Source organism: Enterococcus sp. AZ196, from assembly GCF_050498845.1.
GTDB lineage: Bacteria > Bacillota > Bacilli > Lactobacillales > Enterococcaceae > Enterococcus_A > Enterococcus_A murrayae.
Window position 1 is genome coordinate 24,130 of sequence record NZ_JBIPAM010000001.1, and the last position, 15,307, is coordinate 39,436.

8 protein-coding genes are annotated in these 15,307 nt (G+C 38.9%); all 8 read left to right on the forward strand.

From position 1 onward, the window contains the following. The first annotated feature begins 591 nt into the window (after positions 1–591). The 8 genes from IGI67_RS00150 (at position 592) to lepB (ending at position 15,296) form a co-directional block, all read left to right on the forward strand. Positions 592–867, forward strand: a complete 276-nt coding sequence (locus IGI67_RS00150; RefSeq protein WP_429956369.1) for a hypothetical protein — start codon at positions 592–594, stop codon at positions 865–867. Positions 868–1,407: 540 nt separating this feature from the next. After that, positions 1,408–2,520: a tyrosine-type recombinase/integrase gene (locus IGI67_RS00155; RefSeq protein ID WP_429956370.1), complete on the forward strand. Its 1,113-nt coding sequence runs from the start codon at positions 1,408–1,410 to the stop codon at positions 2,518–2,520. Positions 2,521–3,128: 608 nt separating this feature from the next. Next, positions 3,129–4,922 carry a SpaH/EbpB family LPXTG-anchored major pilin gene (locus IGI67_RS00160; RefSeq protein ID WP_429956371.1) on the forward strand — a complete coding sequence of 598 codons (1,794 nt, stop codon included), beginning with the start codon at positions 3,129–3,131 and terminating at the stop codon, positions 4,920–4,922. Positions 4,923–5,078: 156 nt separating this feature from the next. Then, positions 5,079–9,770 (forward strand): SpaA isopeptide-forming pilin-related protein, encoded by a 4,692-nt coding sequence (locus IGI67_RS00165; RefSeq protein WP_429956372.1) that lies wholly within the window; start codon positions 5,079–5,081, stop codon positions 9,768–9,770. Beyond that, positions 9,771–10,472 (forward strand): pilin N-terminal domain-containing protein, encoded by a 702-nt coding sequence (locus tag IGI67_RS00170; RefSeq protein ID WP_429956373.1) that lies wholly within the window; start codon positions 9,771–9,773, stop codon positions 10,470–10,472. A gap of 74 nt (positions 10,473–10,546) precedes the next feature. Then, on the forward strand, positions 10,547–12,304 hold the full coding sequence (locus tag IGI67_RS00175) for a class C sortase (protein WP_429956374.1): 1,758 nt from the start codon (positions 10,547–10,549) through the stop codon (positions 12,302–12,304). Between the two features lie 61 nt (positions 12,305–12,365). Then, complete coding sequence (locus IGI67_RS00180) at positions 12,366–14,651, forward strand: glucosaminidase domain-containing protein (RefSeq protein WP_429956375.1); 2,286 nt, start codon at positions 12,366–12,368, stop codon at positions 14,649–14,651. 69 nt (positions 14,652–14,720) lie between these two features. After that, on the forward strand, positions 14,721–15,296 hold the full coding sequence (gene lepB, locus IGI67_RS00185; RefSeq protein ID WP_429956376.1) for a signal peptidase I: 576 nt from the start codon (positions 14,721–14,723) through the stop codon (positions 15,294–15,296). Positions 15,297–15,307 lie beyond the last annotated feature (11 nt).

Below are 15,307 nucleotides of genomic sequence, written 5' to 3' on the forward strand. Positions count from 1 at the left end.
CAATCAATTTAGGAATGCTATAACGTTCCATATGAATTTGTTTGTCATATTCTGAAAGTATGTGGTTGTTTACACATGGATTTTCTTGTTTACAAGCTGCTTCTACAATTCAGTTCACGGAAGAAAAGGTACGTGCACTGATTTATGAAACTTTTACTAATTTATATTTAGTACACAAAGAACAGGAAACTACGTGAAGATAACGGTCTTTGCAGGGCATATCCACTATTTTAAGACAAATCATCTCTTATTAGTGTTTTAATCTGAACTATAATTTAGGAATGGGCTCAACCATTCAAGTTGAATCTCTAAAAATTATATTTACATCAAAAATCAATCACCCAAATGACAATTGAATTTTACGAGAAGAGAAGAAGACACAGAGGATGTTAAAAATTCAAATGCTATTATGTATGATTGTGTGGTGGGCGTTACTAATTACACTTGCTCTGTAATAAAATTTTTGGTTAATTTACAATAGATGCAAGAATAATATATAACAAAAACACCCAACGGAGAATTACTGGATATTGCATTTTATTCTGTTATTCGAGAGTGAAAACAGAATGCCAATAAAATATGATTGTTTTAATGAAATTAGAAAGAGAGATCCAAAAGTGGTCGGATAAACTTGCTCATATGCTGATAGAAAATCGAAAGGTTTGGGATTTGTTTGCGACCTCGGTGTATCATTTAGAATTTATGGCTTATCATCAGCTGTTCTCACAAATCAATTCACGATTACTTGAAAAAGAAGTTGCACAAGCTGAACAATATCTTCTGTTGTTTGAACAAACGTATCAAATTTATTACTTGTGCCAAGCGATCGTAGAGAAAAAAGTAAGAACAGAAGAGAACATATGTTAGCTTTTACTTTTGATTACTGAAAAAATAGGAGATGCGGCTCAACTCCAAGCAGAAATTGAAGAAGAACAAACAAGTGAAAAAGGGGCAACTGCTAGATTGATTTCTGACACTGTAGATATTTAAAAAATGAAAAGGGTAATATAAAAAGCTTCCTTTTGTTTAGAAAGGAAGCTTATTTTTTAAAGAATATTCACAATATTTTTTTTATAACTAATATTATGAAGATTTTTTTGGGTAAATTTCTTATATACTACAAAACGTCAACTGAATAAGTACTGACACGGAATTATCCAGTTTCTTAGAATTACTGAGTCTAAGAAACTGGATAATTTTTTGCCTTTATTTACTTGAAATAACGTTTAATTCTCACTATAGATTAACAATAATCATTTTAAACTACAATGTCAAGCTAATAAAGATCTTTTTTTTAGAAAATAGTAGGTAAATAACTCTATTTTTTGACCGAAAACATTATTTATCCCTTTGTTTTTATTCACCGTCAATTTCGCCGTCAAAATTATTGGAGAGGAATGAACAATTATGAGTCGACGAGGAGAAAATATTTATAAACGAAAAGATGGTCGCTGGGAGGGACGATACATTCGAGGGTATCGTTCCGACGGAACTATTCATTACGGATACATCTATGCGTATACCTATAAGGAGGTCCGTCAAGCGTTGCTTCCCTTAAAGCAGACCGAACCTTCACGTAAGAAACAACGATCAGTGATGGATCCTACGATTGCTTCATGGACCACAGACTGGTTAGCATTTCGTAAAGAAGAGCTGAAGCCTTCAACGTATGCCACTTATCAGTACAAAATCCAGCGCTATGTGTTGCCACACATAGGAGGAAAAAGACTGTCTGAATGTACGAATGACACCATTCGCGAATTAATCGTTCGCTGGAAAGAAGACGATCAGTTATCTGCTTCTACGATAAAAAGTATCTTTCAAGTGGTAAATAGAGCTCTAGGGAGCGCCCACAAGAAGGGGTATTTACTAGAAGATATTTGCGATCGAATCGTCTTACCCAAAGTTAAACGAACAAAAATCAATGCCTTGTCTTCGAGTGAACAAAAGCGATTAGAAAAAGCCGCAAACAAAGCCCCAGAGGGCTTGCCTACCCTGCTTGCGTTGCATACTGGTCTTCGGATTGGAGAAATCGCTGCATTAACTTGGGAAAATATCGACTTTTCTAAGCGAAAACTCTACGTAGAAAGTACCTACCAACGTGTCCAATTGCCATCAGCCAATGGAAGAAAGACATCGTTGGTTTTAGGAGAGACAAAAACCTCTGCTTCGCAGCGTTGTGTTCCCCTGTCTAGTAAACTCATTCGTTTATTGAAAAAATGGAAAGCGCAGCATTTAGGAGAGTCACATCTCTTTACGAAGAACGGACGTCCAGCAGAGCCACGCTTATTGGGTTATCATTTTCAACAAATTGCAAAAAAAGCAGCGATTGGACGTGTTCATTTCCATCAATTGCGTCATACCTTTGCGACACGCTGCATGGAAGTACAAGGTGATATTGCTTCGATCAGTTCCTTATTGGGCCACTCTTCAGCCAAGACGACCTTAGATATCTATGTGGACTCGTTGTTCGAGCAACGAGAACAGTTGATAGCCAAAATGGAACAACAATTTGCTTAACAATCATTAAAAAAACGAACGTTATCACTTCCTAGCCTCCCCCTTTTTTTGCCTTCCCAAAGAAAGCGCTTCATTTACACTTCTTCTTTTTTTGATACGTTTCGACCATTTTCCTTCAAAAATTCTTCCATTCGAGTAGATATGAGAGAAATCTCAGATTTAGAAACGGAGGAAAAAAAGTTATTTTCCGTCAATTCACCGTCAAGTATGTTTCTAAAACATTGAGTTACTCCCGATTATCGAACTTTTCTTAGACTCAGTAATTCCAAGAAACCCGTAGGGCTTCTTTTTCTCGTCAGATTTAGTCATTTTATCATGTTTTATCGATAAAAATCAGCTGACCTGTTTTTTCTATTAAAAAAAATTAATCAATACTCACGCGAGAGAAAAAGATAGTGGAAACAATGGATGAAGGACCTTTGAAAGGAGGTATGTTTATCGACTGGTAGATATACAAAATAGTCAATCGTCTCCAATACCAAATGAGAGACCAAGAAAATCCAGTTGAGTATTGGGAAATAAGTGAAGAGATGCGGCAATCATAGTTTCACTTATTTTTGATTTCAACGAAATGAAACAAACTATAGCAGAGAATAAAGGAGTAAATTATGAATAGAAAATGGATAAGTAAAACAGCAATGGCTTTGGGTGTACTAACAATGGCAGGATCAGCAGGCGTAGGAACGGTGATTCATGTAGCCTATGCAGCAGAACAAAATATTAGTTCAAATGCGGTTTCTGATAATACGTCGACACGTTCGATCACTGTATGGAAATATGAAATTAAGAGCTCGTCTGAACTAGGGGGACGAGGAGATGGAACCAATCCAGATCCAAGTAAAGCTCCTGATCTAGGTGGTAAGAAATTAATGAAAGACGTGAACTTTGAAGTTATTAAAGTCAAAGCAATTGGCAATGCCTCATTAACAGATCCAGTGAAACAAAAAGAAGGAACAGAATGGGAACAAGACACTTCTTTCACTTCTATTAAAGGGAAAACCGATGCTAATGGTAAATTGACTTTTGATGTCGGAACAGGGAAAGCTGCCGATGGGATTTACTTAGTACGAGAAATTAAAGATTCCGTTTCCGGTGATTATACGTATACAAATGAAAATGGTGAAACGAAGAAAATCAATAAACCAATGGATCCATTCTTTGTTCATTTACCACAAACGAAACGGGATGATACAGGGAAATTGATCTACGACGTGCATGTCTATCCAAAAAATATCGTCACAGATACAGAATTGGATAAAACGATCGAAGGCGGAAAAGGCTACTCGATCAAAGCTGGAAATGACTTCCAATGGGAAGCAACCACAAAATTACCTGCCGGATTATATTTCAAAGCAGATAAAGACATGATTATTACAGATGTTGTTGATCCAGCAAATCCAGCGAACAAACTGCCAAATATCAATGTAGCAGCTGGTGATGAAGTGTATGGGAATTACTTCAAAGTAAGCGATAGCTTAGACGAACGTTTGTTACTACAAGATGTGGAAGTGTATGCCATCGATAAAACAGGAACCCCTGTAAAATTAACAAACGGAACTGAATATGAAGTGACGTTAGGTGGGACAAAAGTTACAGCACCAAATAAAGTAGAAGACTTAACCGAAGGTTCCAAAAAAGATGTTGTGGTGAGCTTAACGCAAGCAGGGATGAAAAAAGTTACTTTAGATGAAGATACTCACTTGCAAGTTGTGTATAAAGTAACCACTAACAAAGATTTTAATGGCACGATCGCTAATAAGTATGGTGTGGATTACTTAATTCCTGGTCAAGAGCCTGTGACAGAAGAAAGTGAAAAGAATCCAGAATACTTTGATGGTGGGTTTGATATTGAGAAAACAGATGAAAAAAAAGCTGTTTTAGCAGATGCAGAATTTCATATTGCAGCGAGTGAAGACGATGCGAAAGCGAAAAAATTCTTGGCATCTGATGGAAAATCTTACACATTAAATGATGATGGAACGACTACACCGGCGTTACCGACAGGTATTAGCTTATTGACGACGAAATCGGATGCATCAGGGAAAGCCGAATTTAATGGTTTAGCCTTAGAATGGTTTACCGATAGTAATGGTGATGGCAAACAAGATCCAAATATTCCATCAGAAGCTACTTGGGCTCATGAGGCCATTAAAAAAGACTACTGGGTAGTCGAAACAAAAGCGCCAGAGGGCTATGAATTAGTGAAAGATCCAATAAAAGTGACGGTTACATTAGACACTGCGGATGATGCAAAAGTTGAATTAGATATCGTCAATAAAAAGGAAACAGACCTTCCATTTACCGGGGGTGCAGGGACTACATTGATGATCGTCATTGCATTAGGAGCAATTACTATTGGTACAGCAACAATGGCGATTGAAAAGAAACGTCGTCAAGTGTAAGTACTAAATTACACATATGACAAAGCTTTTATCACAAACTGCTTACGAAGGATCGCCTAATACTGGCATCCTTCGTATCCATCTGTTGGACAAAATAAAGTGTTCAACAACAGAAAGATTGTCTCTTAAAAGGACAACGGAAAGGAACGGAAGACGATGAGAAAACCGATTCAATTAAAACGCATGGTTCCCCTCCTTCTTCCTGTCGTGTTGATAATAGGAGTTCTTTTCTTCTATTACCAAGGAAAAGCCCTGAAAGCATCAGCACCTGACCCGTTGGTCAGTGTTACAGTAGATAAAAAAGCCGTAGAAAAGGATTCTTTGGAGACGGACAAAGAAACTGTCGAACTCACCTTGAAGGCGAAAGATACCGATGTTTTTGAGATACCGTATGATGATACCGTTTCGGTTGTCCCTTTGAATGAAGAGGGACAAGAAATTGCGTACCCTCAGTTGGATTCTTCCGATTTCAAAAAGAGTGACGCACTGAAACTATTTGAAGACAGAGTAAAAACGGTACAATCCAGCAGCAACTCTTCCGAAAAGGACGAGCAGGAAGCCTCGCAGGAAAGTAGCATAAAAGAAGAAAATAAACGACTTCCATATTACCAGGTTCGTAAAGAAGAAGGGAAAGGTTCTTTCTATTTTGAACTAGAGAAAGATCAAGAGCAGCGTGTTTGTCTTACTCGTTTGACAAAGAAAGAAAAATCCGTCGATCTGAAGTCGTTGAAAGATACAAATAGGACACAACCGATTGTAGTATTTCAATCAACAGAACAATTAACAAAAGCACCAGAAGAGATGCCTGCAATTTCAGAAGTTGAGTCGGAAGATGGACAACCAGAAACCAAGCAAGAACCTATATCTGAAGAGACAACAAAAAAAGAGGAACAATCAAAAGTTACGAATGAAAAGACAGAGACTGATCCACAAACGATTAGTTTGACTGATCCTTTTAAAGTAGGAGTTGATGTTGGTAAATTTACTGGGACAGCACCATTCGATACAAAAACGGCCCCTGGATACGATAAAAGTATAAACGATGATTATGTTCGAACGTTTGATCAAATCACCTATGAAGTAACAATGGGAATTTCTAATTTTGACAATAAATATCTATCTCTTCGAGTTCGATTAGATATGGAATTACCAGATGCTTGGCGCAAAGACTCCTCTGGACAGGTTCGACAAACTGCTGAATTTGCATATGGTACGTTGGTTGATACAGGAAGTGGGACAAAGAAATCAGTCCGTACCACTTATGCAACGGCAGAAAAGGCAACAGCAGAAGCATTTTTTACTGAAACTGTCGAAGTTTATGGTGGAGTGAACGGTGAGGAAATAAAACCTAATTTTAAATTGACGATTGAAAAAGCTACTTTAAGTAACGGGGATACAGTAGATATTAATCAGGAGATTGATGGAACTGTCGCACCTGTATTGAAAGAGAAAACCAAAGCACTCGTTAGTGCAAAACCGCACGTTGACGTGAAGCTTGCTTGGTCTAGAGATAAAATTTCAACATTTGAAAAGGTAACTCAAACAAAAGATAAGCCTAATACGCTAGTAACAAATGTTGCTGCTTACGCACAATTAAAACCTTTACCTGGACGTTCTGACCTAACATTGATAAAAGGGTCGACTTATCCAGTAGGTGGTATTGAATATGAGATTGACCAAAAGCAACTGTATAATGCAAATAAAACTACTAGTGAATTGGGAATAGGGACAGATACAGATCCAGTGCAAGTAATTGCCTATGATGGATTGCCAGGTACTGATATGGGTGCAGCAAAAGTCCTGACTCCTGAGTATTCAAAATATAGTGCAAACTTCAATTTTGTTAGTAGACAAGGCATACAAGCACCAGTAGGTTACACAAGGAAAATTTATCCCCCAAATCAGGCTCATAATGCCCTTATCGGTATTTATGATACTGGAAATCCTAAAGTAGAAAATGTAACCACAAAAAACTCAATAAAAATAAGTAATAACGACTATAAGCCAGTTAGTGTTGGAAAAAATAAAAGTTTCTTAAGTGGAACACCAATGGGAAGTAATGCAGAACCGTTTTCTGTTACCGCTATGCATGTTAGCTTGCCAACAGATTATTTAGAATCAAAAGCTGGAACAGGTGCTGCTTCAGTTAGTATGGATTATGTTCTATCTGTAAAAGAGATAAAATATGAAGGTCAATCACAAGAGATTTCTTCAGATTTAAAATTGAGTTGGAATAAAGAGTGGCCTGGTTCAATAAAAGCATTTTCTGCATTTCAGGATAAGAATGGAGCAGGTTTGAGTTCGGCTCCTGTAGAAAATCAAGTACGACACTATTCCAGTAATGGAGATGGTACGACCGCGAAAGGGAATAAACTTTTCGCGTCTATCTACGCTTCAGTTACTGATGGAAGCGCAGATACAGGCGTGTTATATGGGAGATGGAATAGTAATAGTTTTGAGTATGATTTTTCTAGAAGTGTTAATAATTGGGTAGGCGGAATAAAAATCAAAAAAAACTATTATGGTGTTGGTTCTGCATCTCCTGACAAAGATATTAGAACTGATGCTGAGATAGAAAGTGAGTATGCTTGGTACGAAACTCCAGAAGAAGCAAAAAATAATGGCAAAATTTCTGCGATAAAAACAGAATTTAATATTATTGATGCAGCGGGCTACATACTTCCACGTATTTTTGTTCCATTAAAAGCTGTGGGAATAGTAGGGGCTACGGATGTATCAGGGGCCCCAAACTCGTTATTAACTAATATTTTTGTCTATTCAGGTGGAAAGCTTAGTAAATATGCTCCCAATTATCATGCCGATCTTTCCTATAAACCTACTAAATATTCAAGCGATGGTGAATTAATTAGCTCTCAGACTCCAAAGCGAAATTGGGCTGACACTTTATATATTGCACCATTGACTATCCGACCAACAATCTTTACAGATAAGAAAACTTATGCACCGGATGAACCTGTGAAATGGACAGTGGATGGAAAAGTGGAAAGTGGGTCTGAGAAGAATCATAAAGTACAGTTCGAGGTAACTATCCCTAAAGCAACTCAGTATACACAAGGAACTGCTAAGGATTATAAAGGAGAACCATTACCTGATCCTTCCTCTATGGTTGAAAATAAAGATGGGACATGGACTCTGAAGTGGATATTAGATTATATGGCTGAAGGAAGTACTTACAATCCATCGATTACTTTTAGTACTAGTATTATTTCCTCAAAGCTTGATTTTATGAGCAATGTAGCTCAATTGAACGGAAAAGTAGTTTCTGACGTTTGGCTAGAAGATGATGAGAGTGTTCGAGATAATTCCAGTGAAACTTTCCGAACGAGTACTACCGGGGTCACTGTGACGAATTCTGGAGTGATTGTTGTCGATAAGGTTGTAGATAAACCGCAAATTGAAAGTGGAAATGAAATCGACCCTGCAAAGCCTACGGATTCTCATCCGACTGATTTCACTTATACAGTCTCGTTCAAAAATCATTCGGCTCTCCCAATGGATAATGTTAAGGTATTAGATGTTTTGCCTTATAACGGTGATGCAAGAGGCACTGATTTTAATGGGAGCTATTCTTTGACTGAAGTGAAACAATTACCAGGAGGGGTTCAAGGGACTATTTGGTACACGAATAATCCTGTCTTACCGAATACTGATCCAAATTCAATTATGTTGACTTCTGGATGGTACAAATTAGGTTCTGATATGTCGGAATTGAAAAACGCTAAAGCGATAATGGCAGTATACGATGAACTAGATCAAGGAAAAGACATGTCCATTTCCCTAACCTTGAGGCCCACTGGTCAAAAAGCCGGTGATAAATACGTCAATGCCCCATCCATGAATTCTCATTTGAATAAATTTGTTCAAGGTGTTCCAAGTGGCGTGCGAGTTTATGGGCGTGATCTATCAGGAGTAGCTTGGTATGACGATAATTTAGATGGATTGATCGGAAACAAACCTGCTGGTGGTGCAGAGGAATGGGCGAAAGATATCCCTGTGAAGTTATACCGTACCAGTATTGAAGTACCTACCTATAAGAAAGAATTAGTGAAGGAAAGTTTAACTGGTGAGAAATTCATTGATGCCTCCGGAAATTCACTGAAGAAAACAGACGCAAATGGGAAGTACCTGTTTGAAAACCTTCCAGAAGGAGAGTATGTTGCTGAATTCACGATTGGAGACAAAGTGATCCAACGAGAAGTGCGCGTCACTAAACAGTTGGAAGGATCGGATCCAACAAAGAATTCGAAAGCAGATAAGGAGTCTTATCAAACGCCAGAGTATAAGCAACCAATTCTAAGTGAAGTTGCTGGTTTGGGTGCGACAGATTCGAAGAATCATGTCACAGATGTCAACCTTGGTTTAATTCGGCCATCCACAATTCGTCTATTCAAGTATGCAACAGGTACTGCCATTGACGCAAATCAAGATGGCAAACTAAGCGAGGCAGAAAAAGCAACAGGAACACCATTAAAAGATGCTGAGTTTGAAGTCTATGAAGGGGATGCGAAGACTCCTTTTGCGACAGAAACAACAGATAGTAGTGGTTACTTGAATTTTGTGAAGCTGTTTCCTGGAGAGCATACTCTAATAGAAACCAAAGCGCCTAGCGGCTATGAATTGATCAAATCACCGATTAAAGTCACGATAACAGAAGGAAATCAAACCATTAAGGTCTACCAAGAGGACGATAAGAAAGCAGATCTGCCATTTACTGGTGGAAATGGACCAATGTTTGCTATTTTATTAGCTGCAAGCGGTGCGCTTATCCTAGGCTTTGGTTACATGCTTTGGTATTATCGCATGCCTAAGAGGAAAGGAGGAAGGTAAATGAACAAGTTCTTCAAACTAGGATTTATCTTTCTCCTGATTTTTGGAACATTCGGTTTATTCGGGAAATCAGTTCAAGCCGATGAAACTGCTGAGGGATACTCAATCTCAATTGTCAAGTATCGATTAGAAGATCCGCAAATCGTGGAAAACCAGTTACCGCTAGACGGAACTAAAGCAGGAGAAGTCAAAGATACGAACGGAAAGATTCTTGAACCCCTAAAAGGGGTTTCCTATGAGATCACACGTGTCTCACCTGTTCAAGGGACAACTGATTTTGAACCCGTTATTGGGGATTCGGCATTCTCCACAACAGTAACAACGGATGACGCTGGTTTAGCTCGTGTGACAAATCTGGCTCAAGGAACATATCGAGTTGTAGAAAAGGACCATGAGTTGCTAAAAAAACCAATGGAACCAGTTATCTTAGAGCTTCCTTTACCCCAAAGAACAGGAGAAGCCTTGAATGAGGTCTATCTGTACCCGAAATCTAGTGTTATCACAAAAAGTGATTCACCGGGTGGAACGATAGACAAAACGAAAGGTGTTGGGACTAGAAATGCTACTGGGAAAAACGAACGATTACCACAAACCAGTGGAAATATCGGTTCTTATCACTCATTATTACTTGTTTTGAGCTTCATTCTGATCATGACGTTGATTGGCTTTCGGGTCATGAAAACAAAGAAGTTTGATTTTTGATGGAAGAAGAGCAACTCGAGCATCAGGGGTTGCTCTTTCTTTCATAAATTTGCGAAATAGAAGGATGGCTGAGCATGAAGAAACAACCGAATAATAAGCGAAATACCTTTATTATGAGCTTTGCCATTTTTATGATTGTTGCTGGCGTCATTGTATTGATGTATCCGATTGTTGGAAATTATCTAGCCAATCGTGAACGCAGTGCAGCAAGCACCTCATACGATAATGCCCTTAAAAAAATGTCGGCGAAAGAGAAAAAGGAACAATATAACTTAGCTAAGGTTTACAACAACTATATTTTTGAAAAGCAACAAGGAAAACATACAGAACCCATGGTTTACAAAAATATTATCAAAAATGATTCTGGTGTTATGGGAACGATCGATATTCCCGGGATCGATATCAAACAAATGCCATTTTATCATGGTACTTCCTTTAAAACGTTGGATAAAGGGTTGGGTCATTTAGAACAATCATCGATACCGATAGGTGGCAAAGACACACGAGCTGTAATTACAGGCCATAGCGGTGTTCAAAACCAGATCCTGTTTACAGATATAAAAAACTTAGAGGAAGGCGATATCTTCTACATCAATATTTTAGGGAAACGATTGGCATATCAAATTGAATCCTTTGAGGAAATATTACCTAGTGAAGCAGAAAAAGTAAAAATCGTACCTGGAAAGGATATGGTGACGCTCTTAACGTGTACCCCGCCGGGGATTAATACCTATCGGTTATTAGTAAATGGCCATCGTATTCCTTATAAAGATGCTCAAAAACAAAAAATTAACAAACGAAATTTATGGAGCTATCAGAACGTTGTGTTAGCAACCATTATTATAAATGTACTCTTATTCCTCGTGTTAATCACAATCTATCGTTTCCATGTCAAACGATTCAGATCCGATAATCCGCTTGTGGTAAACAAAGCACGGAAGAATTTGCGCCGCTTATTCAGAGTAACGAAAATCTATTTCGTGTTGATTTTTGTTGCCATGATGACGGTACTGGCAGTAGCGGCTTACGGTTATGTTCAGATGCAAGAAGATACTTCTTTAGGAGCCGTGGATGTTGGGCAAAGTGAAACCTTGAGTACTTTCAACTTAGATAAAATCAACCGGGCAAATTATGCCGAGAAACAGATCGCGAGTGTCAACGTCGCAAATTACGCGGAGGCTCGCGGGAATAGTTTTGAGACCACCAATAATTGGGGGATAGGAAAACTCAATATCCCAAAGGTTGACGTTGATCTGCCTATTTTAGCTGGGATCGCCAATCAAAACCTGTTGACAGGTGCGGCGACTTATCGGTCGGATCAACAACTCGGAAAAGGCAATTATGTTTTATTGGCACACAATATTTTTGAAACAGACGTATTGCTTCATCGAATTAAGCAGTTGACTCTTGGTGATAAGATTTATGCCACAGATTTTAAAGATATCTATACCTATGATGTTTCATTGAATAAGGTGATTGAAGAAACGGAAGTTTCTTATATTGATGCGAAAACTAAGGACGGCAAACAGACCATAACTTTGCTTCGATGTGAAGGGGATATTGGTACAATCTATCGTCGCGTAGTTCAAGGAAAATTGACAGATGTCCAACCCATCAATGGAGCAAATGAACAGCTGTTGAAACAACTAGAAATCAAAGAGAACGACCAAAAAGAATCTTCTGGAAAGATTTTAAAAGAGCGAAGAGTCTTGCCCTTTACGCAGTTCGCAATGTTGATCGCTGCAAAATTTGTTTCAGAACCGCTTCAAACAATGGTTCCGATGTTTCTCTTCTTTCTATTACCCATTTTATTCTTCAGTCTTATTCGCTAAAAGAGCGTAGAGACTGCAATGCTTGAGCGTTTAAGTTAAATTCAGGAAGGAAATTCAATTCATGAAAAAGATAATGATAGGTGTTTTTGGCATTTTGGTATTGATAGGTGGCATAGCAAGTTTACGAAGCGGCGCATTAAAAGCCGGAGAATTAAATAGAAGCGCTCCTTCAATCATAGAAACTGAAACAACAGAAAGTACGTATTCTGTTCCCGAAAATAATGTTTCTTCAGTTAATGAAGAAATTGTGGAAAGTGAAGGACCTGTCATAGAAGCTGAGCGCGAAACACCGATGGCTGAGCCAAGTGTTTCGATAGAACAATCAGGAAATCCAGAAAGCACTGTGTCTTCAGAAGCGCCCCCTTCTGAAGGAAGTACGAGTAACACGTCAACTAATCCAAGTACAGCGGTGCCGTCGTCAAGTTCTAGTTCTTCGAGTAGTTCGTCGAATTCAAGTGGCTCTTCCAGTACAGGGACAACCTCATCAAGTTCGTCAACACCGAAACCGACACAGCCAAGTACGACAACACCAAGCAGTACAAAACCAAGTGGAACAACACCGAGTAGTGTGGCACCAACGCAACCGTCAACCAGTCAGCCAACAGGTAAACCAACACAACCAGTGGCTCCTGCACCGGTACCGACGGTACCAGATTCACCGGCTGCGGCAACAAATGTGACGCCCAATGTATCAAGTGTTCAAGCAAATCCAACCTTTACACCAACTGTTCCAGAAGCATTTTCAGAAACAAGTACCTTGAATTTGCCAAGCGAGTTAAAAGCCACTGGAGTAGCTCAGTCTGACCTAAAAGGGTTTGAGTTGCCATTATTGAGCCGACTGAAAGAAAAAGCTCATGGAGCATTGATCTATGAAGGGATTAAGCAAGTGGGGATTGAACAAGAAGAAACCTACGATGTGAAGCAACTGGTAACAACTCTTTATAAAGAGCTGTATGCAATTGAACCTTCTGGAACACCAAAAAAGATGCCAGAGGAACTTCAAATTGGTAGTTTGTTGTACCGAAAAGAGAAGGACCAAACGGTTTTACTCGGTATCTATATTGGAGAAGACTACTACTTATCTGTGAACGATGTTGAAGTGACAGAGGAAACCACGGATACGGAGAACAAAACCACCAGTGAATCTGTTACGCCAGAAAAAGTGATGAAAGTGGGCACTGGCGCTACAAAAGTGAAAAAGAGAGAAAAAACAAAGAGAGTAAACAAGCGATCAACGGAAGAAACGACATTAGCGAACTCAGAAGAAAGAGAAACACAACGCCAAGTTGTAGTTGAATCCATTGATTTAGATGAGGATTTATTGGTTCAAGAAACTCCAGAAGTGACATTGACGGAATATGGTGAAGAAGTATTAAAAGACTACCCGGCAGCTATGAATTTTACGGAAAATGAACGTGCGAAAAACTTCATTGAAAAAGTTGGCGAAGATGCGCAGAAATTGGGGCAGGAATACGACGTATTCGCTTCAGTAATGATTGCCCAAGCACTATTAGAAAGTGGTTCTGGTACGAGTGGTTTATCCTTACCACCAAATCATAATCTATTCGGTGTAAAAGGTTCATACCAAGGCCAATCAATTTCAATGGCCACACAAGAAGACAGAGGCAACGGTGAACTGTATTCCATCAATTCAGCATTTCGTAAGTATCCAAATTTTGCGGCGTCATTAGGGGATTATGTGGAACTTCTGCGTGGAGGTATCTCGGGAAATGCTAGCTATTACGAAAAGACTTGGCGTTCAAAAGCTAAGAACTATCTTCGTACAACGGATGCATTGACAGGTACTTACGCGACAGATACGACATATGGAAAAAAATTAAACTCTATAATTGCCTTGTATCATTTGACACAATATGACCAAGTAAAAACCACTGAGAGTAACTCAGGAGTTTTTATTAAGGGCAAAGATGAGATTCCAGAAGAGTACCGTAGCCGTATGAAATACCCAGACTACAATGGGGTGGATTATAATGCTTCAGGATCTTATCCTGTTGGTCAATGTACATGGTATGCCTTTAACCGTGTCAATCAACTAGGAAAAACTGTGGACGACTACATGGGCAATGGCGGACAATGGGCAACTAAGGGAAAAGCCTTAGGTTATGAAGTCAGTCAAAAACCAAAAGCGGGTTGGCTGATCTCTTTCAAACCAGGAGTCGCAGGTTCTGATGCTCGGTATGGTCATGTGGCTTTTGTGGAAGTTGTTCGACCAGAAGGAATCTTAATTTCCGAAGGAAATGTCTATGGTGGAACAATCATTTCTTATCGAGTGATCGATAGCAGTCTAGCAACTTCTGATCAAGTTTCCTACATCAAAGCAAAATAATCGAATGAAGAAGTGAATAATAAGTCAGATAGTTTCTGACAATTTAGTGTATAAGGAGCACTGTAACTTATGGCAACTGTTCGATCACGTCAAGAAAAGGTAGAAAAACTGCCCCAGCGTTCGATCGCAAAAAGTCTGATACTCACTATATTAACGCTATTGGTTCTGATTGCGCTGATTGGAACGGGAATGCTTGCACGCAAAGAGTATAGTTTCCACCCAATCTCAGGTACGTCGATGCAGCCAGCATTATCAGAAAAAGACATGGTATTAGTAAAAAGAAAAGGCTCTATCTTGCGGTATGATGTGATCGCTTTTTCTGTTAAAGGAGAAAGTGGCAAGTTCGTTAAACGAGTCATCGGATTACCTGGAGATCGCATGTTTATCCGTAATGATCGAATGGTCTTAAGCATTGGTTCCCAGGGAGATTTTGAAACAACTTATACCTTTCAATTAGCGCCAGCTGTAGCAGAAGAATTTCAGGACCTAACAAAAATTCCCGAAGGGTTCTACTTTACAACAGGAGATCACATTGATGTCTCGAAAGATAGTCGAACCTTTGGGTTTGTTCAAAAAAGAAATATCGAGGGAACCGTTCAATTTCACCTCCCGTCTTTATTGAAAAAGCAGGCGGAAACGGAATGAGAAAGAAAAAC